The 23628-nt window shown below is 44.9% G+C and carries 21 protein-coding genes and 1 riboswitch; of the genes, 4 read left to right on the forward strand and 17 right to left on the reverse strand.

What is annotated here, in order from left to right; translation table 11 throughout:
- Positions 1 to 41: 41 nt before the first annotated feature.
- Genes CSV67_RS13420 through CSV67_RS13455 form a run of 8 tightly spaced genes read right to left on the reverse strand, consistent with a single transcriptional unit; the run spans position 42 to position 9324 of the window.
- Positions 42 to 575: a hemerythrin domain-containing protein gene (locus tag CSV67_RS13420; RefSeq protein WP_233189633.1), complete on the reverse strand. Its 534-nt coding sequence runs from the start codon at positions 573 to 575 to the stop codon at positions 42 to 44.
- 14 nt (positions 576 to 589) lie between these two features.
- Positions 590 to 1240 (reverse strand): response regulator, encoded by a 651-nt coding sequence (locus CSV67_RS13425; protein ID WP_099632103.1) that lies wholly within the window; start codon positions 1238 to 1240, stop codon positions 590 to 592.
- Entirely contained in the window at positions 1221 to 2303 is a 1083-nt protein-coding gene (locus tag CSV67_RS13430; RefSeq protein WP_099632104.1) for a sensor histidine kinase, read from the reverse strand. Before CSV67_RS13430 ends, CSV67_RS13425 begins: the two co-directional genes overlap by 20 nt.
- The gene (locus CSV67_RS13435) at positions 2284 to 2763 is read right to left on the reverse strand and encodes a GAF domain-containing protein (RefSeq protein ID WP_099632105.1); all 480 of its coding nucleotides are present in this window, start codon (positions 2761 to 2763) and stop codon (positions 2284 to 2286) included. Before CSV67_RS13435 ends, CSV67_RS13430 begins: the two co-directional genes overlap by 20 nt.
- A gap of 30 nt (positions 2764 to 2793) precedes the next feature.
- The gene (narI, locus tag CSV67_RS13440) at positions 2794 to 3489 is read right to left on the reverse strand and encodes a respiratory nitrate reductase subunit gamma (protein WP_099632106.1); all 696 of its coding nucleotides are present in this window, start codon (positions 3487 to 3489) and stop codon (positions 2794 to 2796) included.
- A complete protein-coding gene (gene narJ / locus CSV67_RS13445; protein ID WP_099632107.1) occupies positions 3482 to 4051 on the reverse strand; it encodes a nitrate reductase molybdenum cofactor assembly chaperone in 570 nt (189 codons plus the stop codon). Before narJ ends, narI begins: the two co-directional genes overlap by 8 nt.
- Positions 4044 to 5660 (reverse strand): nitrate reductase subunit beta, encoded by a 1617-nt coding sequence (gene narH, locus CSV67_RS13450; RefSeq protein WP_099632108.1) that lies wholly within the window; start codon positions 5658 to 5660, stop codon positions 4044 to 4046. Before narH ends, narJ begins: the two co-directional genes overlap by 8 nt.
- Positions 5650 to 9324, reverse strand: a complete 3675-nt coding sequence (locus tag CSV67_RS13455) for a nitrate reductase subunit alpha (RefSeq protein ID WP_099632109.1) — start codon at positions 9322 to 9324, stop codon at positions 5650 to 5652. Before CSV67_RS13455 ends, narH begins: the two co-directional genes overlap by 11 nt.
- A gap of 398 nt (positions 9325 to 9722) precedes the next feature.
- On the opposite strand from CSV67_RS13455, the gene CSV67_RS13460 reads away from it, so the two are divergent.
- Positions 9723 to 11267: a succinyl-CoA:acetate CoA-transferase ScpC gene (locus tag CSV67_RS13460; protein ID WP_369803184.1), complete on the forward strand. Its 1545-nt coding sequence runs from the start codon at positions 9723 to 9725 to the stop codon at positions 11265 to 11267.
- A 300-nt stretch (positions 11268 to 11567) separates the two neighbouring features.
- Here the strand turns inward: CSV67_RS13460 and CSV67_RS13465 are convergent, their stop codons facing one another.
- The 5 genes from CSV67_RS13465 to CSV67_RS13485 form a co-directional block, all read right to left on the reverse strand.
- Positions 11568 to 12605, reverse strand: a complete 1038-nt coding sequence (locus CSV67_RS13465) for a ribonucleotide-diphosphate reductase subunit beta (protein ID WP_099632111.1) — start codon at positions 12603 to 12605, stop codon at positions 11568 to 11570.
- Positions 12584 to 13021: a flavodoxin gene (locus CSV67_RS13470; protein WP_099632112.1), complete on the reverse strand. Its 438-nt coding sequence runs from the start codon at positions 13019 to 13021 to the stop codon at positions 12584 to 12586. The genes CSV67_RS13465 and CSV67_RS13470 overlap by 22 nt, the downstream gene beginning before the upstream one ends.
- On the reverse strand, positions 13009 to 15231 hold the full coding sequence (locus CSV67_RS13475; RefSeq protein ID WP_099632113.1) for a ribonucleoside-diphosphate reductase subunit alpha: 2223 nt from the start codon (positions 15229 to 15231) through the stop codon (positions 13009 to 13011). The genes CSV67_RS13470 and CSV67_RS13475 overlap by 13 nt, the downstream gene beginning before the upstream one ends.
- Before the next feature lie 160 nt (positions 15232 to 15391).
- Positions 15392 to 15566: riboswitch (cobalamin riboswitch) on the reverse strand.
- Between the two features lie 266 nt (positions 15567 to 15832).
- Positions 15833 to 17254, reverse strand: a complete 1422-nt coding sequence (locus CSV67_RS13480; protein WP_099632114.1) for an alanine/glycine:cation symporter family protein — start codon at positions 17252 to 17254, stop codon at positions 15833 to 15835.
- Between the two features lie 71 nt (positions 17255 to 17325).
- Positions 17326 to 18447: a glycerate kinase gene (locus tag CSV67_RS13485; RefSeq protein ID WP_099632115.1), complete on the reverse strand. Its 1122-nt coding sequence runs from the start codon at positions 18445 to 18447 to the stop codon at positions 17326 to 17328.
- A 383-nt stretch (positions 18448 to 18830) separates the two neighbouring features.
- Here CSV67_RS13485 and CSV67_RS13490 point away from each other — a divergent pair, with 383 nt between their 5' ends.
- Positions 18831 to 19334, forward strand: coding sequence for a DUF2243 domain-containing protein (locus CSV67_RS13490; RefSeq protein WP_099632116.1), 504 nt, complete (start codon positions 18831 to 18833; stop codon positions 19332 to 19334).
- Positions 19324 to 20157, forward strand: a complete 834-nt coding sequence (locus CSV67_RS13495) for a cytochrome c oxidase assembly protein (protein ID WP_099632117.1) — start codon at positions 19324 to 19326, stop codon at positions 20155 to 20157. Before CSV67_RS13490 ends, CSV67_RS13495 begins: the two co-directional genes overlap by 11 nt.
- A gap of 180 nt (positions 20158 to 20337) precedes the next feature.
- Here the strand turns inward: CSV67_RS13495 and CSV67_RS13500 are convergent, their stop codons facing one another.
- Together CSV67_RS13500 and CSV67_RS13505 are read right to left on the reverse strand one after the other, a co-directional pair.
- Positions 20338 to 20664, reverse strand: coding sequence for a YnfA family protein (locus CSV67_RS13500; RefSeq protein WP_099632118.1), 327 nt, complete (start codon positions 20662 to 20664; stop codon positions 20338 to 20340).
- Between the two features lie 280 nt (positions 20665 to 20944).
- Positions 20945 to 21454, reverse strand: coding sequence for a YfiT family bacillithiol transferase (locus CSV67_RS13505; RefSeq protein ID WP_099632119.1), 510 nt, complete (start codon positions 21452 to 21454; stop codon positions 20945 to 20947).
- A 152-nt stretch (positions 21455 to 21606) separates the two neighbouring features.
- Here CSV67_RS13505 and CSV67_RS13510 point away from each other — a divergent pair, with 152 nt between their 5' ends.
- Positions 21607 to 22341, forward strand: a complete 735-nt coding sequence (locus CSV67_RS13510; protein ID WP_099632120.1) for a MerR family transcriptional regulator — start codon at positions 21607 to 21609, stop codon at positions 22339 to 22341.
- 77 nt (positions 22342 to 22418) lie between these two features.
- On the opposite strand, the gene CSV67_RS13515 is transcribed toward CSV67_RS13510, so the two are convergent.
- Positions 22419 to 22673 (reverse strand): GlsB/YeaQ/YmgE family stress response membrane protein, encoded by a 255-nt coding sequence (locus tag CSV67_RS13515; RefSeq protein ID WP_099632121.1) that lies wholly within the window; start codon positions 22671 to 22673, stop codon positions 22419 to 22421.
- Positions 22674 to 22865: 192 nt separating this feature from the next.
- Positions 22866 to 23474, reverse strand: a complete 609-nt coding sequence (locus CSV67_RS13520) for an RIO1 family regulatory kinase/ATPase domain-containing protein (protein WP_099632122.1) — start codon at positions 23472 to 23474, stop codon at positions 22866 to 22868.
- Positions 23475 to 23628 lie beyond the last annotated feature (154 nt).

The raw sequence follows: 23628 nt of genomic DNA on the forward strand, positions 1-23628 counted from the left end.
AAATCTACCCAACACTCTTTCTTTTAAACTACTATAGTTTGTTACTCAGGTAAAATGGACGTATACAATTGTTCGAATAATTCATCTTGTTCTTTTGCACGTAAGACCGACAGAACCATCGGAAAGATGACGTTTTCTTCTTTTACAAAGTGAATCATAATGACTTCAAACGCTTCACCTGCGTCTTTTACGACGTCTTGCATCATCGCGAGTGTAAATTCCGATAGATCCCCTCTTGTATGATGGAGGAAATGTCCGATATACGCATCAATTTCATCGTGTTCTTCTTGCACTGCTTGAACCGGTCCTTGATCATTTCCTACATATTTCGCAAGCATCGGAAACAGGAATGCTTCTTCTTTTTCTGTATGGTTTTTTAGCGGATCGATGAACTCGATGACTAGCTCGCGCATTTTTTTGAGCGCTTCGAGACCTTCGTCACGCGTGAACCGTTCATTCTCAAAACCTAGCACAATCGCATGCCACTGCTCCATCAAAGACATTAAGTAACGATGTTCATTTTCGAGCACGCGTAGGGCAGGTAGCGTATGCGTCAGTCCTGTATTGCTCATCATCCTTCACCTCTTCATTAAAAACTTAGAAACTTCTTGCGTAGAGCGTATTCGACGAGTTCCGGACGGCTCTTCAATTGCAGCTTGTCCATCATTTTCGCCTTATGCGCTTCTACAGTCTTGACGGAAATATACAGCATTTCTGCTATTTCCTTATTGCCATAACCTTTTGCAACAAGCGGCAGAATTTCAATTTCCCTTTTAGATAATATCTTGAACGGATCATCTTCATCTGTCTCATTCGTTCCTTTTTTCACAAACTCCCTCACGAGCGAAGTAGCCATAGACGGATGAACATACGTCCCGCCGTCATACACTTCACGAATGGCGTGGAGCAACTCTTCGTCAGGAGCATTTTTCAAAATATAGCCCGCTGCACCGTTTTTCAGTACGTGGAACATATACTCCTCGTCATCGTACATCGTTAAAATAATGATCTTCGTTTCTGGAAAGTCTTCATGGATTTTGCCTGTCGCAATCAAGCCACTTTGGCCAGGAGGCATGCTAAGATCCAGTAAAATAATATCCGGTCTGTGCTTCGCAACTAGTTCATATGCTTCCAATCCATCTGCCGCTGTTGCTACGACTTCCATATCGTCTTGAAAATTCAAGATATGCATAAATCCTGTGCGGACGACTGCATGATCATCAGCTATTATGATTTTCACTCGTTGCTCTCTCCTTCTTCAGCGGAATATTTGCTTGGACTGTCGTGCCTTCTAGCTGACTAGAGACGATCGTTAAACTGCCACCTACTAATTCCACCCGTTCTCTCATCCCATATAGACCGAGGCCCGTGCCTTGCGGTGTAAAGTCATTGACATTGAAGCCGACACCTTCATCGCATACTTTTATTTGTAGCTGTCCGTCCACTTCATTTAAAGTTAAAAAAACATCTTCTACTTGGGCATATTTCATGGAGTTGAGAATCGCTTCCTGGCCGATGCGATACGCAACTGTTTCAATCGCACCATCATACCGTCTTTCTTTCACATCCGATTCGAAATGAACATACAGTCCGTAATTCTTCTCCAAATTCTTGATGTGCGTCCGGAAAGCCGCTTCCAATCCGAAATCATCGAGTACTGCTGGTCGCAATTCAACAGATAGATGGCGGATCTCATCAAGTAAACGCATAAGTGAACCTTCCGTTTGTCTCAACTTCTCAAGCGCTTTGTCGTTCATGCCCATATATTTCAAGACGCGCAAATCGACGAGCGAACTGAGCATTTCCTGCGCCACGCTATCATGTAGCTCGCGTGAAATTCGTTTGCGTTCATTTTCCTGCGCTAAAATGACTTGTTGCATCCGTAACCTTTGATGGAGAACTTCGGATGTCTGGGTTTGTCTCGTTAAATTACGCAACATCAACATGGATACGTGTTGCTCTTCATCTAACACCTGATAGGTTGCGCTGTATGGTTGCACGCCAAGATCTTTTGTCTCCAAAAAGAGTTGGAATGAAGAGACGGTTTGTTGTGGTTTCTCCATGAAACACGAGACACATGTCATCTGTTCGTCTTCACTTGTATAGCCACGGCATGTAAGACAAATTGCATCCGCCTCGCCTTGCAGCATCTTGTCATAGAGAGCAGGTTCCATTATTTGTTTCGCCGCTTCATTCATGGATAGAATTTTGCCATTCTCGCCGAAAAAAAACATCGCTTCTGTCGTACGATCGTATAGTTTGTGCAGCATAGTTGTTAACTGGTCATTGTTCAATAAAGTCATCTTTCAATCGCTCCTTCATGTGAAACGGTCCGAATTGAGGTCCTACCGCATGCTTGAATTGCTCAAACTTGTCAGCCGTTAACCGGTCCACTTCACGATAGCCAATCAAAAGTACGCCTTGCACATGATCATCACGGAATAGAGGAATCGCGCCAAAACTTTTCAGCTTTTCAAATACGACAATCGGATAGTTATAGAGATCTCCATCCACTATACTTGCTTCAACATTCTCGATCTTCATCGGCTTCCCTGTCTTGAACACAATTCCTGCCACACCTTTTCCTGATTGAAGGACAATTCTACGGTAGCGTAAACTGATATTCCCCGTTACATATCGCCACTTAAGGCCGTGATGATATTTCTTCAAATCCACTAACGCCAAGCCGATGAAATCCGCATGAAGCGTTTCTTTCAGTTCGTCAATCGCCAGTTGGAAATTACTATTTACTTGTCCTGTCATAGACTTAATCTCCTATTATTCATCATTCGCTTACCGGGGTGATTGTTTGGTCGGCTGATGTTTTCTATATAGAATATAACTTCTACCTACATAATTCAATGGCACACTCCAGACGTGAACGAGTCGTGTGAATGGCCACATCGCGAAAATAAGGAAGCCAGTTAAAATATGAAGCTTGAACGCTATGGGAACAGCTGCCATATATGCAGCTTCCGGCTGGAATATGAGCAAGGATCTGAACCAGACCGAAATCGTATCACGGTAATCGAATCCTGGCGTCATCGTGTTTGTAATCAATGAGCTATATACCCCAATGAAAACGATAAATAGCAAAAAGGTATTGACGAGTAAATCCGACCTAGAAGATAACTTGCGAACATTTCTCTTTGTGAAACGACGGGACGTCAAAATAATCATTCCCACTAATGTCACTACACCAAAGAATCCGCCACCCCAAACTGCACCGATGTGGTACATATGGTCGCTGATACCCATTGCCCGTGTCCACTCTTTCGGAATCCCAAGTCCTGCCACATGACCTAAAATGACGGGGAAGATACCGATGTGGAACAGCAAACTGCCGATCATTAATTGCTTCTTTTCAATAAACTCACTCGACTTCGCGGTCCAGCCGAATTGATCATTCTTATAGCGGAAAATATGTCCTACAATAAATACGGCAATACAGATGTAAGGAAAAATGACCCAAAGAAATTGACTAGTCATTAGCGGAAACCTCCCGTTGAATACATGATTTACATGTTTCACGCAGTGCACGGATCAAATGAAGCCATGGACTTTGATACTTTTCAAGTGCTTTCATTAAAAAGTAGGAACCATCCTCGATGACCGCGAGCAACATGGAAAAGCTTTGTTGCGCTCGCGGATCTCCCTTCCATTCAGCTGCATAAATAAATTCACACATTAACGGAAGCAAGTCGGATAGTTCTTCATCCGGCATTTCGAGCCCGAACATTTCGTATAACACTTTTAATTGTGCCAGCGTCTGACCGCGCTCTTTCGAGTCTGCAAATTTCACATAGGTCATGAACAGCGTGGCGTCTTTCTGGAAATCGAATGTGTACGTGTACAGTTCCTGTATTTCATCCAAACTATATGTTTGCATCGCTTCCCAGTAGAGCTGCAGGTCAGCGTAACCCGCAGCATCTTCCGTTACGTACTCATTCCACATATCTGGATGGAATGTTAGCTTTTCCGGATAGTTCAGTTGATGGGAGAAAAAGCCGAAGATATGCTTCTTGTCATATAAGAGGTCCAGATTAATCACGCCAGATCCCCCCGTAGAAGTTTTCTTCATAGATTTCCTTGCCCGTTTTCACTGGAGCAGCTCCCGGTGTTACAGGTCCGCACCCGTCACAACCTCCGTCCGAGCCCATTACAGAAAATGAAGAATACGGATTCTGAGCCGGTGCTTGTTCACCGTAAGTTCCCATACCGTCGTAACCTGCTGAACCTTGTGAGCGGTAGACGTTCATTTGACTTTCCTTATGAGATGTTGGAATTACGAAACGATCTTCGTATTTGGCAATGGCAAGCAAGCGATACATCTGCTTTGTCTGTTTCGCAGTCAAACCAACACGCTCCAATTTCGTTTCGTCGAAGTCCTTGCCTGAAGAAACCGCACGCATGTACGAACGCATCATCGCCATACGCTGCAAGCCTCCTTTGACAATATCCACGTCTCCAGCCGTTAGCATATTTGCCAAATACTGAAGCGGAATTCGCATTTCTTCAATAGCCGGGAAAATCATGTCCGGATTTTTGATGGAATCTTTGCCTTCAAAGTAGTTCATGATCGGGCTAAGCGGCGGGACGTACCATACCATTGGCAATGTCCGGTATTCCGGGTGCAATGGGAAGGCCAACTTGTATTCGATCGCTAACTTATAAACCGGTGAGTTTTGTGCTGCGTCGATCCAGTCCTCGGAAATGCCATCTTTCATTGCTTGCTCGATGATTTCCGGATCATGCGGATCTAGGAACAAATCACATTGTGCTTGATACAAGTCTTTCGGATCCGGTGTAGATGCGGCTTCTTGCACGCGGTCTGCATCGTAAAGCAAGACACCTAGATAGCGAATTCGACCTGTACATGTCTCGGAACAAACTGTTGGCAAACCGGATTCCACGCGTGGGAAACAGAATGTACATTTCTCCGCTTTATTCGTTTTCCAGTTGAAGTATACTTTTTTGTACGGACAACCAGTCATACAGTACCGCCATCCGCGACACGCTTCTTGGTCGACCAGAACGATTCCATCTTCGTCACGCTTGTACATAGCGCCTGACGGACAAGAGGCTACACAGCTCGGGTTCAAGCAGTGTTCGCATAGTCGCGGCAAGTACATCATGAACGCTTGTTCAAAGTTGAATTTGATTTCTTCTTCAATTTTCTCGATATTCGGGTCAGTAGGTCCTGTAATATGCGCGCCAGCTAACTGATCCTCCCAGTTCGGGCCCCACTCTGGATCCATGTATTCGCCCGTAATGACAGACTTCGCACGTGCAACCGGTGTATGCTCTCGATCCGGTGCGGACGTTAGTTTTTCATAGTCATATGTCCATGGCTCATAGTAATCTTTCATTTCTGGCATATCGGGATTATAGAAGATTTTGCCGAGTGCGATTTTCGACAGCTTGGAACCCGATTTCAGTTCTAGTTTGCCCTTTCGCAACTGCCAGCCACCCTTATAAAGTTCCTGATCTTCCCAACGTTTCGGGTAGCCGATCCCGGGTTTCGTTTCCACGTTATTGAACCACATATACTCGGCACCTTCACGGTTCGTCCATGTCGTTTTACACGTCACACTACATGTATGACACCCAATACACTTGTCTAAGTTCATGACCATTGCAACTTGCGCTTTAATTTTCAAGCCAGTTGACCTCCTTCATCTTACGGACTGCGACGTAGACATCACGTTGATTACCGATCGGTCCGTAGTAGTTGAATCCATAACTGAGCTGTGCATAGCCACCTACCATTTGAGTCGGCTTCATGTGAATTCGCGTCGGTGCATTATGGCTTCCTCCGCGCTGCTCGGTGATTTCTGAACCCGGCATTTGAATATGCTTATCCTGTGCGTGGTACATAAACATCGTACCTTTAGGCATTCTGTGACTGACAACTGCACGTGCGTTGACGACACCGTTTCGGTTATATACTTCGAGCCAAGCATTGTCGTCGATTCCGTGCTCTTCTGCATCGAGATTCGATAACCACACGGTCGGACCACCGCGGAACAACGTGAGCATGTGCTGGTTGTCTTGGTATGTCGAGTGGATATTCCACTTACCGTGCGGTGTTAAATAACGCAAGACGAGCGCATCTTGTCCGCCTTTAATGTCTGCATCACGATCCGCAAAGACGAATGGTGGAAGCGTCGGTTTATAGACTGGCAATGATTCACCAAATCCTAGGAATAATTCGTGGTCGACGTAGAAATGCTGTCTACCCGTTAATGTACGGAATGGCACGAGACGTTCGATATTCGTCGTAAATGGCGAGTAGCGTCGGCCCAATTTATTCGAACCACTGAAGACCGGTGTTGGAATCACTTCACGTGGTTGGGCGGTAATACTTGCGAATGTGAATCGCTCTGCTGCGCGGTCTGCGGAGATGTCTTTTAGTTCCATGCCCGTATCATGCTCCGCGGCTTCAAATGCTTTTTGCGATACACGGCCGTTCGTTGCGGAAGATAGCGTCAACATCGCTTCTGCTGCGTGTTTCGCTGTGTACAATTTAGGCAAGCCGTCTTTCACGGTGTCGTCTTCATAAATACCGTTGATACCTTTCATCAGTTCATATTCATCCGCTACTGAGAAACTAACACCGTGTGCGCCGGTTTTCCCTGTCGACAATAGCGGCCCGAGCGTAATATATTTATCGTAAACCTTCGTAAAGTCTCGCTCTACAATCGTCATACCCGGCATCGTTTTGCCCGGAATTGCTTCAATTTCACCTTTACTCCAGTCATGCACTTCGCCCATCGGCTGAGCAATTTCCTGAACCGAGTCATGCGCTAATGGAGAGGTAACCAAGTCTTTGTAGACACCCGGCAAATGCGTTTCCGCAAGTGTCGAGAACGTTTTTGCGATTTCACGATAAATGTCCCAGTCCGATTTGGATTCCCATAATGGGTTGACTGCCGGATTAAATGGATGGACAAATGGGTGCATATCAGTTGATGACAGATCCACTTTCTCATACCAAGTAGCAGCTGGTAGAACGAGATCTGCATATAGCGGTGTCGCAGTCATGCGGAAGTCGAGTGCCACTAATAGATCGAGCTTTCCTTCCACGTCATCACGCCAAACCATTTCTTTCGGTTTCATATCCTCATTCGGCGTAGCAAGCAAACCGTCCGAAGCACCGAGTAAGTGCCGCATAAAGTATTCCTGCCCTTTCGCAGAACTTGAAATCAAGTTCGAACGCCAGACAAATAATGAACGCGGGAAGTTTTCCGGTGCATCTGGATCTTCTGCTGCGAATTGTAGTTCGCCAGATTTCAGCTGATCTACGACATGCGAAACGACTTCTTTCGTATCCGTCTTGCCTAGTTTCGCTGCTTCTTCCGCGAGCAGTAAACTATTTTTATTGAATTGAGGATAAGATGGCAACCAGCCGAGACGCGCTGCGAGAACATTATAGTCTGCTGGATGCTGGTATCTCGCTTCCCCACCAAGTGGTGACATGAGCGTATCCGTACCCGCTTCTTCGTACTTCCATTGATCGGTTGCAAAGTAGAAAAATGATGTGGCGTTTTGCAGACGTGGCGGACCTTGCCAGTCTTTCGCAAAGGCAATCGTGCTCCAGCCCTCGATTGGACGACATTTCTCTTGTCCTACGTAATGCGCCCAACCTCCACCATTCACTCCTTGTGAAGCCGTCAACGTGACAAGGTTGAGAATCGCGCGGTAGATCGTATCACTGTTGAACCAGTGATTGATTCCCGCTCCCATAATAATCATCGAACGTCCACCTGTGTCGATAGCGTTTTGTGCAAACTCCATTGCGATTTGCGTAACGAGTTCCGGTTTAACGTTGGTGATCGCTTCTTGCCAAGCTGGTGTATAGATAGAAGTAACATCGTCATAACCTGTCGCCTCTAGCTCACTGTCGATTCGATTCACACCGTACTGACTCAACATGACGTCGTACGTTGTCGCAACTAAACGCTCCGTGCCGTCCGCGAATTGTACTTTCATCGCAGGAATCGGACGCTTGAATGTGCCATTTCCTCGGTTATCGAAGTATGGGAAATGAATTTCTAGCCATTGCTCGGCTTGCTTTTCGATGGATAATGCGGGCTCTATGCGTGTGCCATCTGCATTTTCCAGTTGCAAATTCCACTTGACGTCTTCTTCCCAGCGCTGCCCCATCGTGCCGTTTGGAACAATGATTTCCTCTTTTGCTTCATCAAATAACACAGGTTTCCACTCCGCGTGCGCCGTCTGTTGTCCAAGATCGCTTGCACGCAAGAAACGCCCAGCTTTATACGAATCTTCATGCGGATCAAGTAAAATCAAGAACGGCATATCGGTGTATTGTTTGGCATAGTTTATAAATGTTGGTTCTTTACGTTTTTGATAGAATTCATCCAAAATGACGTGGGTCATCGCTTGAGCAACTGCTGCGTCCGTTCCCGGATTTGCTGCGATCCAGTCATCCGCATGCGTTACACTTTCCGCATAGTCGGGTGCGACGGAAACGACTTTGGTTCCTTTATAGCGGACTTCCGTCATGAAGTGCGCATCCGGCGTCCGGGTAAGCGGTACGTTTGATCCCCACATGATGATGTAGCCTGCGTTAAACCAGTCACTCGATTCCGGAACGTCTGTCTGTTCACCCCAGATTTGTGGAGAAGATGGCGGAAGATCCGCGTACCAGTCGTAGAAACTGAGCATTTCGCCACCAAGTAATGAAATGAAGCGCGCCCCCGATGCATAACTGACCATGGACATCGCAGGAATTGGTGTGAATCCTGCCACGCGATCCGGGCCGTATTTTTGTACCGTATAGATGAGTTGTGCCGCAATGAGCATCGTCGCATCCCGCCAATGAATCCGGACATGACCACCTTTCCCGCGGGCTTTTTTGTATTCATTGGTTTTCTCAGGGTCTTCAACGATTGCTGTCCATGCTTTTACAGGATCTTTCGTTTCCTCCAACGCTTCGTTCCACATGCGCCACAGCTTGCCGCGTATATAAGGATACTTCACGCGCAATGGACTGTATTCATACCAAGAAAACGACGCGCCACGTGGACAACCACGCGGTTCGAATTCAGGCATATCAGGGCCACAGGAAGGATAATCGATTTGCTGATTTTCCCATGTGATAATGCCATTCTTGACGAAGACTTTCCAGCTACAGGAGCCTGTACAGTTTACGCCATGCGTCGTACGGACCACTTTGTCATGCGACCAGCGTTGACGGTACATGTTTTCCCAATCACGATTTTTCTCTTCTAACACTGACCAACTTCCAGAATAACTCTCGACAGGTTTAAAATAATTCAATCCGAATCTCTTTTTCATCGAACATTTCCACTCCTTTTTAGAACGTAGCAGTAAATGAATCAAGTCTACTAATCTTCTTACCCCGAAATAATCTGAGTAATCTGAAATCAAACTGAGGGAATTCCCTATTAATTACAATGTATTGTAGGTCTTTTCTATCAAGTCTTATAAAATATCTTTATATTATATAACTATACGTCTTTCTCTACTCGTTTCTATCAGGGAATTCCCTATTCTCCTTTCACGAATCCCTTATTTTACTTTCTAAGTAAGGGAAAACACTTTATACCGCCTTCTGAATACGCTTTAAAATTTTCATAATTTTAAGTGTTTTTATTTATCAAATGGGAAATTTAGTATAGTTCTCATAATATTATGTTGATTTTATTTATATAAATGATAGAATTATATACAAAATGAAAGGTAAGGTGGATGATACCGTGGCAAACGAATTAAATAAGGTACTTCGTTGTGAAGCACTGAAAGATAAAATTGTTACAGCAGAAGAAGCAGCTTCTTGGATCGAGGATGGAATGTCTCTAGGTCTGAGTGGATTTACTTTGTCCGGAGACGCGAAAGCGGTTCCATTGGCATTGGCAGAACGAGGAAAAACTGAGGACTTCAAAGTAAACGTTTTCACTGGCGCTTCAATGGGTCCGAACGTTGATGAATTGATGGCCAATGCAGACGTAATCAACTTACGTGTTCCTTACCAAGGTAACCCAGCAATGCGTGGCAAAATCAACTCAGGTGACTCATTCTATATCGATCAGCACCTTTCCCATACAGCTGAATGGATTCGCCAAGGCGTAATCGGACCAATTGACTATGCAATCATTGAAGCAGCTGCTATTACAGAAGAAGGATATATCATCCCAACTGGTTCTGTAGGTAACTCTCCTATTTTCGTTCAAGAAGCGAAGCATGTCATCATCGAATTGAATGTTAACGCTCCTATGGAGTTTGAAGGCTTACATGACATCTACATCCCAGATGCTCAAAACCAACGTAAAGAAATTCCTGTATACAGTGCAACAGATAAAATCGGTACACCAGGAATCAAAGTAGATCCTGAAAAGGTAGTTGGAATCGTTCTAACGGAGAAAGGTGATATTCCTTCCCCTATCGTTCCTCCAGACGAAGAGACACAAGAGATTGCAAACAACTTGTTGAACTTCTTCCGTGACGAGATCAAATTGGGCCGTATGGATGAAACACTAATGCCTCTTCAATCAGGTGTCGGTTCAGTTGCGAACGCAGTACTTGACGGTATGAGAAATTCGGAGTTTAAAGATATCGAAGTCTATTCTGAAGTACTTCAAGACGCAATCTTCGACTTGATCGATGACGGCGTAGTGAAATTCGCTTCTGCTACTTCATTGACTCTATCTAAAAAGCGTTTGGACAGCTTCAAAGACGATATCGCTAAATACCGTGATAAACTTGTATTCCGTCCTCAAGAAATCTCAAACCACCCGGAAGTTATCCGTCGTTTGGGTATCATTTCATTCAACACAGCGCTTGAGCTAGACATCTACGGAAACGTTAACTCTACACATGTTAGCGGAACACGTATGATGAACGGTATCGGCGGATCTGGTGACTTCGCTCGTAACGCACGCATCGCGATTTTTGTTACGAAGTCTTACGCAAAAGGCGGAGACGTATCATCCATCGTACCTTTCTCTTCTCACGTGGACCACACGGAGCACGATGTAGACGTAATCGTCACAGAACAAGGGTACGCGGATCTTCGCGGCTTGGCTCCAAGACAGAAAGCAGAATTGTTGATCGAGAACTGTGCTCACCCTGACTTCAAGGAAGAGCTACGTGATTATTACAATAGAGCAGTTGAACAAGTTGGCGGACAAACTCCACACATCTTGGAAGAAGCGCTATCTTGGCACGTGAATCTTGCGAAAAACAAAACTATGCACAAGACTGTAGAAGCTCAGAAGTAATTTTATAGTAATGAAACGACCAAGCGGACTTCAATCCGCTTGGTTTTTTTGTTTTTGTGAGGTTAGAGCGGTCAACTAGATGGATAGAGCGGCTGCGGGTCTTCATTGAGCGGTTAACTGGGGGGGATAGAGCGGTTTCGAGGGATCATAGAGCGGGCGGAGAAATTTATGAGCGGATAGCGTGGAAGTATGAGCGCTCAGCCATACGTATAAACGACTTCAATTAACGAAAACGGTGCTCTCCCCATCCTCCACGCATAAAAAAGAGGAACCCGTCACGGATTCCCCTCCCTTTATTTATTACAAATCATCAAAGCCGTTCAAATCACTAGTCTTCACATATTGACGGCTCGTTTGTTCGAAGAAGTCCGTTTTCGTATCGTCAAAGTTATCGACGTACGCACGGATCCACTTCATTGGATTATCTGTAAACTCTGGATAAATTTCGCTTAAGCCAAGCATGCGTAACATTTTATTGGCGCGATACTTCACGTAGCCTTCCATCTCATCCAACTCAAGGCCATCGATCCCTGCTAATACATAGCGACTCCAGATGACTTCTTGCTCGACGGAGTGACGGAATTGGTCATAGATCCATTCCGTGAACTCGTCTGTGTTGTACTCTGGATTTTCAGCTAAAGCTGCACGGAAGATATCGCTGATGGCTTTACCATGCTGTAGTTCGTCACGGTTGATGTACGAAATCATTGTGGAGGTGCCGACCATTTTTTGATGGCGTGCCAAGTTATAGAAGAATGCGAAGCCACTGTAGAAGAATAGGCCTTCTAGTAATGTCGTATACACCATCGCTTTTAGAACCGTTTCAATTGTCGGGTTCTCCGCAAATTCATTGTAGACATCTACAATTCGTTCATTTCGCTTCATTAATACTTCGTCTGTACGCCCCATTTCGAAAGCTGCCATTTGCTTGTCCAAGTTCGTGACTGATGAAAGTACGTACGCATAGCTGTGATTATGTTCGCTTTCCTGGTCTGCGATTGTCGCGAGAATCGACTTGACGGAAGGATCCGTTGTGAAGTCGGCGATTTTCATTGCGATGACAGTTTGTGGACCATCAAGTGTAGCCAGTAGGCCGATAATTTTTAGGAATGCGGATTGTTCTTCTTGCGTCAGGCTCGAGAACTGCTTGACGTCTTGCGTCATGTCAACTTCATTCGCTGTCCAGAACAGGGAACGGATTCGCTGACGTAATGTATAGAAATGGGGATGCGCGAGGTCGTTCCAGTTTAGAATGCCGCTTGCTTCCCCACCGAAAATAGCTGTTGCCTTGTTCGGGTTTGCAGGATTTAATACTTTTACTCTTGTAAGTGTCGCCAATGTTCGAGCACTCCTTTCGTCCAATTCGTAACGGTTTTTTCTTGTATGCCGCGTGGGCTTTGCTCAATCTTTAATGGTTCAAAAGGTGAATGATAGAATTTCGCCAGCTTGTCTGCGGCTTTGCAAAATAATTCATCACCTCCAAACTGGGTATCCCCTGTTCCAAAGACATAGACGAGCTCGGGTTTATAGCCGATGTCCGCCACGAAATCTTTGACTTCATCCGGTGTTGCACCTTTCTCCCATGTGAATGAACCAATACAAAACGCGTCGTATTTTTTAATATCAGGGAGGACACCGATGCCGATACGATGAGTATCGACTTCGACGCCTTCACTTTGGAGAATTTCTGTAATCAATTCCGCTACTTCCTGCGTGTTGCCGCTCCAGGAAGCATAGGCGATTAAGAATGACACCACTCACACTCCTCAATTTCCGCTGCAGTTGAACGCATATAGTACGTGGTTTTCATGCCCGATTTCCATGCCTGCAAGTGCAAATCCAAAATCACAGATGCGCGGATCGAGTTCGGTACATAAATATTGAATGAAATCGACTGATCGATATGCTGCTGACGAGCGGCGTTTTGCTTGATCGACCAACGCTGGTCGACGATGTAAGCTGAACGACGGTAGATGTCATACGTGTTGTGGTTCAAATCCGGTGCAATGACCGGTAATTTATAGTCTTTCTTCTCTTCATGGTAAAACGGCTTGAATACTGGGTCGATTGACGCTGTTGAGCCTGCGATAACCGATGTCGAACTGTTCGGTGCGACTGCCATTAAATAGCCGTTACGCATACCGTTCATTGCCACATCCATGCGCAGTTCACGCCATTTATTTGAATCGTATTCGCGTTGCTCAAAGTATTCACCCGTTTGCCAGTCCGATCCATCAAATAATGGATACGCGCCTTTTTCTTTTGATAATTCCATTGAGGCTTTAATTGTCAAATACGCAATATTTTCATATAGCTCGTCTGCGAAATCCACCGCTTCGTCCGATTCCCACTGAATGTTTTTCAACGCGAGTAAATGGTGCCAGCCGAATGTGCCGAGTCCAATTCCACGATAGCGTGCATTGGTGCGTTGCGCTTGTACAACTGGGATTTGGTTCTGATCGATGACGTTGTCGAGCATACGCACTTGAATTTTGATCAAACGGTCTAGCACGTCTGCCGTTACTGCTCTTCCAAGGTTAATCGATGACAGGTTACATACGACGAAATCACCTGGCTTTGTGCGTGTGACGACCATATCGTCTTCTAGTGTTACGGACTCATGTGTACTTGCTGACATATTTTGTAATATTTCTGAACACAAATTACTAGAATAGATAATTCCTTCATGCTTATTCGGATTCATGCGGTTTACTTCATCACGATAGAACATAAATGGTGTTCCCGTCTCGAGCTGGCTACGCAGAATACGTTTCATGATTTCAATCGCTGAAACCGTCTCTCGTGATAAATCTTCATTACGGACGCATTCTTCATACTTCTCGCGGAATGTTCCTTGTCCTTTCGTTTCATCATAGAAGTCTTCCAATGAATAGCCCATTTTCGTGCGGACTTCATGTGGATCGAATAAATGCCAGTCTTCACGGGACTCGACTTTCTCCATGAACAAGTCTGGCAAGCAAACGCCTGTGAAAATGTCATGTGCACGTAAACGGTCATCGCCGTTATTGAGCTTGAGATCAAGGAATGTGAAGATATCTTGATGCCATACGTCGAGATAAACGGCTACGGCACCTTGACGTTGACCGAGTTGATCGACACTGACTGCCGTATTGTTCAGCTGTTTGATCCATGGAAGAACACCGCTTGACGCGCCTTCGAAACCGCGAATCGATGCACCACGAGAACGAACTTTCCCCATATAGACGCCGATGCCGCCACCAAATTTCGACAAGTTTGCGATATCGGTGTTGCTGTTGTAAATTCCTTGTAAGGAATCATCCACTGTATCGATAAAGCAACTGGATAGCTGACCGTGCATCTTGCCTGCATTCGATAATGTAGGTGTCGCAACCGTCATGTACAAATTGCTCATCGCCCAATACGCTTCGCCAACTTTATGAATGCGATCTACTGTTTCGTCTTGCATTAGTGTCATCGCGATGATCAACCAGCGCTCTTGCGGCAGCTCCACTGGCTGTTTCTTAAAGTTTACGGTTACGTATCGGTCTACCAATGTTTTCAAACCGATATATGTGAATAATAGATCACGGGAAGGATCGAGTAGCTTACCGATTTCCTGAAGCTCATCTCGGCTGTACTTCTCTGTCAGAACAGGTGTATATAAACCTTGTTCCACCAAGCGTTCTACATTTTTCGCAAAGTCGGTATAAGCATCCGCCCCACGCAATGCTTGTTGCTTTGCATAGACGTCGAATAAATAAATTCGTGCCGCTACAAACGTCCAATACGTATTTGCTTCATCAATACGGCTTAAAGACTCCAGCACCATCGCGTTCGTCCATTCAGTTGCCGTGCTAGCCGGGTGGCGCTCCTGGAATTTCTCACTCGCTTCGATTAACGGCTCCATTTGTTTCTTGCCGAATTCTTCTTGTAAGTTTTCCAACACTTGATTAAGTCCCTTAGTTTCTTGAATAATAGCCATGATATCCGCTCCCTTTAGTTAATTAATTCGGTTATGTACTAAATAAAAAAAACTCCCAATAAAATCGGGAGTCGTCAATTGACGCTTAGTAGATCGCGGAAAGTTTTAGGCAGACTGAAATAAGACTGCTTTGTGCTTTCACTCTCCAACCCCGAAGAATGTTTTGCTGAGATGACTGGCAGGTCTACTGGCTGGCACATCGTTCTTCCATCTTTCCTTCCCGCCGAAGCAGTGGTTTTATAAGATAGTCGTCCGTGCCCTCAGTTGCGGGGGCAGCTCCGTTAGTGGCGGATTCCCTTTTAAACGTGGTGGGTACCAATTCATCTATTTGCTGTTACACACTATATATAGTGTGTTGATTCATATATAACCCTAACATGTTGTGTTCAAACATGCAAAACAAAAATCGAACCGAAGTTCAGAATCCTTCTTCTGAACTACGATTCGATTTTTGTTATTCAGTATTTTATAGTATATCAAACTTTTTACTTCTTGACTAAATGGTTTGTGTGGATAAGGGATTTCCGCTACAATCCTAATTTATACATGGTAATAAGTTAAAGATTAAAAATCATATCCCTCACATCCACAAACCACCCCATTACAAACGATCTTCTGCTTTTTCCGCTGTTTCTTCCCAACATTCCGCGCCTTTTAATTCAGGGATGCTGGCTGACTTGAAGACAGGATTTCTGCCGGCTTTACGTTGTTTAGTGAAGTCGTCCAGTACTTTAAAGGCAATTTTACCAAGTAGTAGAATGACGACTAAGTTAATGATGGCCATTAGTCCCATGAATAGGTCGGCCATATCCCATACAACTTGTACTTTTGCGATTGCACCGAAGTATACCATGACCAGTACGAGAACTTGATAGATTCGTTTCCATACGATGTTGGCATGAATGAATTCAATATTTGTTTCGCCATAATAATAGTTACCGATGATAGAACTGAAGGCGAAGAACATGATAGCACCGGCAATGAAGTACGGTGCCCATGCGCCTACTTGAACAGCCATGGAGTTTTGTGTCAAGATGATACCGTTTGTTTCACCTGTTTGATACAATCCGCCTAGCAAAATGATGAATGCGGTCGCAGAACAGATGATGATGGTATCGAAAAACACACCTAGACTTTGTACCAATCCTTGTTTTGCCGGATGCGATACGTTTGCTGTAGCAGCCGCGTTTGGCACACTACCCATACCTGCTTCATTGGAGAAGAGACCGCGACGTACACCTTGCATCATGGCCATCCCGATTCCGCCACCCATGACTTCTTTAATTCCGAAAGCATGCTCGAATATCAATACCATAATGCCTGGAACTTCAGAAATATTCATAATCACGATATATAATGCTACCAAAATATAGAAGGTCGCCATGATGGGTACGATGGTTTGTGTTACTTTTACAATCCGTTTGACACCACCGAAGACGATAATCCCTGTTAATAGCATTAAGCCAACCCCGACACTCCAGTTCGGAATGCCGAATACTTCAGTGAATGACTGACTGATGGTGTTGGATTGTACTGCGTTAAATATGAAGCCGAAACTCATCGTCAGTAAAATCGCGAAGACAATTCCGAGTTTCCGCCAGCCTAGTGCTTTTTGCATGTAATACGCCGGCCCTCCGCGGAATGTGTCACCATCTTTCACTTTATACACTTGCGCCAATGTACTTTCGATGAATCCAGTCGCCATGCCGATTACGGCGATCACCCACATCCAGAATACCGCACCAGGCCCACCAATTCCGATCGCTAGGGCTACCCCAGCTACGTTACCTGTTCCTACGCGCGACGCGGCACTAATTGTGAATGCCTGGAACGGCGATACCCCGTCATTGTTATCCTTCTTCTCTACAATCAGGCGGAACATCTCACCAAATAAGCGCACTTGTACAAATTTCGTGCGAATCGTGAAATATAAACCCGCCGCCAATAAAAGTCCAATTAAAACATATGTCCAAATGAAATTAGTCACCGGCCCTACAAGCCAGTCAATCGCGTCTTGAAACATCTGACCACCTCCTTGTGATTCTATACCCTACTCGCCTACTAGCTATGCATGGTATAAGAAAAAACTATTTTCTACTGTCTATGTTGCAGGACAATTGACGCTTTGTTCTCCAATAACTTTGCTGCTTGTGCCATCAATTCAGCTAACGATTTTTTTCCATCGTCTAATGAATACAATTCGGTGAACCACTCCAGTAGTTCCTGACGCGCCGCTTCTTCAATCGCCCCTGAAATGACGATGACCGGAACATTCTCTACTCTCGCAAGCTTGGCAATCCCCATTAATGCCTTGCCTGCAAGCGTCTGCCGATCTGTCTTCCCTTCCCCTGTGACGATGAAATCTGCTGAAGATAGTTGCTTTGCGAAATCCATCGCTTCGAGCACGACATCAATTCCACTTTTAAGATTAGCGCCACAATACGCAAGTAATGCCCCTGCACTTCCACCAGCCGCCCCCGCACCGCGCAGCTCATGCAATCGCACGCCTGTCTGCCTTTCCGTCATGTCCGCCAGATGACGTAACCCTTCATCCAGACGCAGAACCATCTCTGCATCCGCCCCTTTTTGCGGACCGAAAACAAATGACGCACCCTGCTCACCGACAAACGGATTTTCTACGTCGGACGCAATGCGAATGTCCGTCTCCAGCAAACGTTTATCCAGTTGCGAGATATCAATTTCATCGATTATTGACAGCGTTGAGCCATTCATCTGCACTACCTGTTCGTCGGCTAAAAAACGAACGCCTAGTGCTTCGAGCAAGCCTGTTCCCCCATCATTCGTCGCACTCCCGCCAAGTCCAATAATCATTTTCCTGTAACCTGCATCAAGCGCATGACGAATTAATTGCCCTGTACCAAATGTTGACGCTTTCATTGGATCGAGTTCATGATCCGCAAGCAACAGCAAACCGGACGCTTGTGCCATTTCAATGACCGCTGTCTCGCCGTCACCAAGCACACCAAAGTGCGCATCCATTGCGCGACCAAGCGGATCTTGCACAGACACGGTTCGCAACGTCCCCCCAGTTGACGACATGAGGACAGACAGCGTCCCCTCACCACCATCCGCAACCGGTAAACGGACGACTTCTGCGTGCGGATATACTTTTTTTACGCCACTATATATAGCGTCGGCCGCTTCTTCTGCATGCAAGCTTCCCTTAAATGCATCAGGCGCAATAACAATTTTCACGGCTCTCACTCCCTTTATTCGTATTCTAGCAGATTATGCGGGAAAAGTTACCATAAATTATTGGATGGCTACTATATTTTTATCATGAAAGCTTTCCGATGTGGATGTGTGTACGCTCAATGTTTGCAGGTATCCGATCATACTTCAGCGGAGTGCGCTCTATGTGTTCGTCCATCCGCTCTATTGCGACGCGTATCCGTTCATAGACCCCGGTAAGACGCTCTATACGACCGTGTATCCGCTCAATGTCTACGGATATCCGATCATACTTCGAGACAGAGCGTTCTATGAGTCTACCCATCCACTCTACTAGCCACGCAACATGTTTTAAATGCCGCATTTTTAGGGAACACTGCGTATAAAAGGAAAGGAGTGAGTAATAGATGGCTGTGTTGCAAGTGAAAAACTGGACGAACCGAAGAAGTTATCAGAAGAGAAATCTATGGGCGGGTATATTATTCGGACTCGGGTTCGTGGCGTTTTTAGATGAGACAGTATTCCACCAGCTACTTCATTGGCATAAGTTTTATGATAAATCTACGGTGGCGGTTGGATTGGTATCGGATGGTTTGTTTCATGCATTTAGTTGGTTTGCGACAGTGGGAGGGTTGTATTTAGTGGCGGATTTGCGCAGAAGGCATGCGTTATGGCACAAGATGTTCTGGGGTGGCAAGTTACTCGGGGGCGGTGCGTTCCAACTGTATGACGGGACCATTCAACACAAGGTCATGCGCATACATCAGATCCGATATCACGTGGACATTGTTCCGTATGATATCGTTTGGAACGTTACTGCTATTTTGATGATTGCGGCAGGTTTGTTGCTCATCAAGTCCGCGCAACGGAATGCACGCTCGGCGGAAAGGCTGATGCCTCATGCCACATGATTCCTATATCAGTGCAACCGATTGGTTATTTGGGATGCTTGCGTTGCTCGCCATCGTATTCTACGGGGGCGCTGTCTTTCATTCCAACCGGCAAAGCCGCTTGCGTAAATGGCCACGAAAACGGATCGTGTTATGGATTGCGGGTGTACTCGCTTCAGCAAGTGCTGTTGTCGGACCGCTTGCCGAACTGTCACATGATTTCTTCACGTGGCATATGTTGGGACATCTCTTGCTCGGTATGATCGGTCCTCTTCTGTTGGCGCTCGCCGCTCCCATGACATTATTGCTCCGGACATTACCCGTTCGACAGGCAAGAATGGTAAGCTCCTTGCTAAGAAGCCGACTTGCGGGGTTCTATACACATCCCGTCACTGCCTCCATTTTAAATATCGGCGGACTTTGGCTGTTATACACGACAGGCTTGTTTGCGGCCATGCACCATCATCTTTGGCTCCATGTCTTGATCCACATGCATGTGTTCGTTGCGGGATATCTATTTACCATTTCTCTTTTATACACCGATCCTGTATCTCGTCGGTACAGTTACCGCTTCCGCACTGTAGTCTTTATTGCGGCTCTTGCGGGACACGGAATTCTATCAAAATTCCTATACGCCTATCCGCCTGCCGGTGTACCCATTGAAGAAGCGCGCACAGGGGCCATGCTTATGTATTATGGAGGCGATGCGGTGGATCTCGTGTTGATCATCCTTTTGTTCAGGAGCTGGTATCATTCGGCCAAACGTCAACAGACCCACATTCCGTCCACTTCAGACGGTCATGTGTATATGAATGAAACGACACAAAACGCACCCGCTGGCTAATGGGTGCGTTTTATATTTTCTATTCATTTCATGAGTCCGGTATACCTGTCACAATGGTCCCTTGGGCAGCGGCACACAACTTCCCGATAGTGAACATTTCATTTTGCGTCATGCTCTCCCCTTATAGACTGTAGGCCTTCACTTGGAATGAAGCGAATATTTTTCTTACGCCAATCGCTATTACGATCTAGGTGCAAATAATATGACAGACACACCAATTAGGCAAATACCGGCTCCTATGAAATCGTACAAATCAGGAGTTTTTTTATCAATTCCCCATCCCCATAATACGGATAGAAAGACGAACACGCCTCCATATGCCGCATAGACTCTGCCAAAGGTTGGAAAGGTCTGAAATGTGACCACTACGCCATATAAAATTAAGGCAATGCCGCCGAATAATCCGAACAGTGCAGATTTCCCTTCGCGCAACCATTGCCAAATCAAATAACCACCGCCGATTTCCGCCAAGCCGGCCAGCAGAAATATCACCACGACCTTCAACATCAGTAAACCTCCATTTAATCACTTCGGATCATCCAACATATAATTGTTCACATACACAAGTCTATTTCTTGAAAACTAGTATTAACTATATCATGATTCAGACAACTTAAAAAAGCTAACTATATTCTGAACAGATGAACTTGGCGTGAAGCTAATTAAACATGACGACTTTACTTTCGTTTGTTGCTCATACATAAAAAGGGTCTGCAACGTAACACATAAAAACCAAAATAGAAAAAGGCTTATCGAAGTTCGATAAGCCAGTTCATCGTATCTTCCATTATTTCGCCAAAGCTATCTCAATATGCGCTAAATGATGCGCTTCATGCCAAGCCAATTTCGCTACTTTTGTCGCTACGGCAATCTCGCCGTTGACTTCATGAGTAAATGTTCGTTGTAGTTGCTCTTCCGTCAGACTATTGCCTAACGCTACAATACGCTCATTGATCCCTTCAAGCATCTTAATGGAAGGCTCGACTGGTAGCTCATTGTCAGGTAGTACAGCCCATTTCTCTTGATCAAATGCGGGTACTGTTGGATGGTCGTCTGTTAACGCAAGCTTTAATCGCTGATACATAATCAACTGCGAGTCTGCAATATGATGTACCAATTGACGAACTGTCCATGCACCTGCGCGATACGTTTTAGTTAGCTCTTCGTCAGTCAATGAATCTACAGTTCCCCTTAATCGGGTAGTATATGTTTCAATTTCTTGTAACCACTTTTGAATATCTTCCAACGTCACCTGTTCAGGAACGTGTAATTTTCCGATCGGAAATTGATTATCCATAACGAACCCCCCTCTTCATTGCCTTCATTATCCCATAAACTATCTAATTATTCTACGAATTGAATAGCACTACTTATTTAAAAAACTCTACTGACTGTATTGACCCTCACGTTACGTTACACTTTATACTACATAGTAAGGAGGTGTTGATAATGAAAATGAAGGTAAAGGAAGTCGCGGATTTAGTCGGTATTAGCGTACGCACACTTCATCATTACGATGCAATCGGATTGCTGACACCCGAGGAGACAACAGACACGGGTTATCGCTATTACTCCGAACGGAACCTTGAGACTTTGCAGCAAATACTATTTTTCAGAGAACTAGAATTTCCTCTTAAAGAAATAAAGAACATTCTCAGCGAACCGTCATTTGACCGCCAGCAAGCTCTTCAGCTACATCGAAAACTATTGCTTGAGAAACGCGAACGGATCGATCAAATGATTGCGACTATTGATAAAACTACACAGTATATAAAAGGAGAGAGGGACATGTCGAACGAAGAGAAGTTTCAAGGATTTAATTTTAATCACAATCCCTATGAAGAAGAGGCTCGAAAATTATGGGGAGCAAAAGCGGTTGAACAATCGAATACCGCATTCGAAAACAAAGCAGTCGGTGAAAAAATGAATGACATCTACCGGAAATTAGCACATCTTACAAACACACCGCCTGAATCCGCTGAAGCACAAACAGCTATTACAGAATGGTATGAGTTTTTGAATACACACACTGGCCATCACTACACATTGGAAGCATTCAAAGGTTTGGGGCATATGTATATAGCAGACGAACGCTTCACAACGAATATCGATCAATTCGGTGCAGGTTTGGCACAATTTATGAGCGAAGCGATGACGTTTTTTGCAGATCATAACAAAAACTAAACATCCTGTTGCATGCTGTTTATCAATCAATAAATAGGGCTACCTCCACATTTCGGGTAGCCCCCATCCCTGTCTATTCACCGATGTTTCCGCGCTGCTTTCATCATGTAACTGACGACTATGACAAAAATCAACGCACCTACAATAGTAGGGACGACATAAAAGTCACCTAAACGCGGTCCCCAACTGCCAAATAAATTGCCTCCAATCCACGCACCGATGATACCTGTAATCACATTCCCCACCACACCGCCTGGGACACTTTTGCCAATGATCAGACTAGCAAACCAACCCATCACACCACCAATTATTAAATATAAAAGGATACTCATTTCACACGCCCCTTCTCTTATTTTCACGCGTTTTTATTACGTACATTTCGAACATAATAGTGAAGTGAAAAAGTGATATCTTATTAACAATCTATTCTTCGTTACAGCATACTATTCGACAAATGAAAGTCTGTGTAGGTGCATGTATGCGAAAAGTCCATTCTCATGTTATAGAAACACTGAAATCTCTTTTCATAATCGATATGACGGAATGAGTCCCTTTTTATACAAGAACGCTACACCATTCAAAAACGAACTCGGGACTTTCTTCCAAAAGAATCGTTTTTGATAAAATTGACGATGGGCTTTTTTCAAATTACTCCACTGTTTGCAGTCTTTTTTCTGTCTGTACCGCGCCACATCAATCAGCTTCACTCGATTGTCAGGCGTGATCAATATATTGCGTAAATGAATGTCTGAAGGATTCAAACCTGCGTCGGTTGCTAACGATAAGGCATAGTCGATTTCTTCTATATGAGCTTCTGTAATCAAACGCCCATTTGTTAGGCAATCAAAAAGTGTATCTCCTTCCACGTAATCCATCACTAAGTAATTCGCGCCTGCCTCATAAATACGTGGAAAGTACTGAATATCCTTGAGCGATCGATAAATCTCCGCTTCTTCCTTCGCAATATACTCAAAGTTTGAAAAGAATACCTTCATCGCCTTGTTCGAGAATTTGATTCGAAATACAAACGCACTCCTTCCTGTTCCGACGAGCTGCATAGACGGATGAAAGTCTATCAGACGATTCTTTTTATTCACGACAATCGACTGGACAAGTTCTTGATATATACTCAAAGTGTAACCTCCTATAATTTTCAAAAACAAAAGAGACATCAAAACCAATTAGTGGCTTAGATGTCTCTGTTACAATCACAAAAGACCTCACCAAATAATTGGTAAGGTCTCGCAAACAACGTTAGTTGCCAGTAAAGCCGAGGACTTCCATCCT

It is taken from the genome of Sporosarcina sp. P2 (genome assembly GCF_002743255.1).
In the GTDB taxonomy this organism is placed as follows: Bacteria; Bacillota; Bacilli; order Bacillales_A; family Planococcaceae; genus Sporosarcina.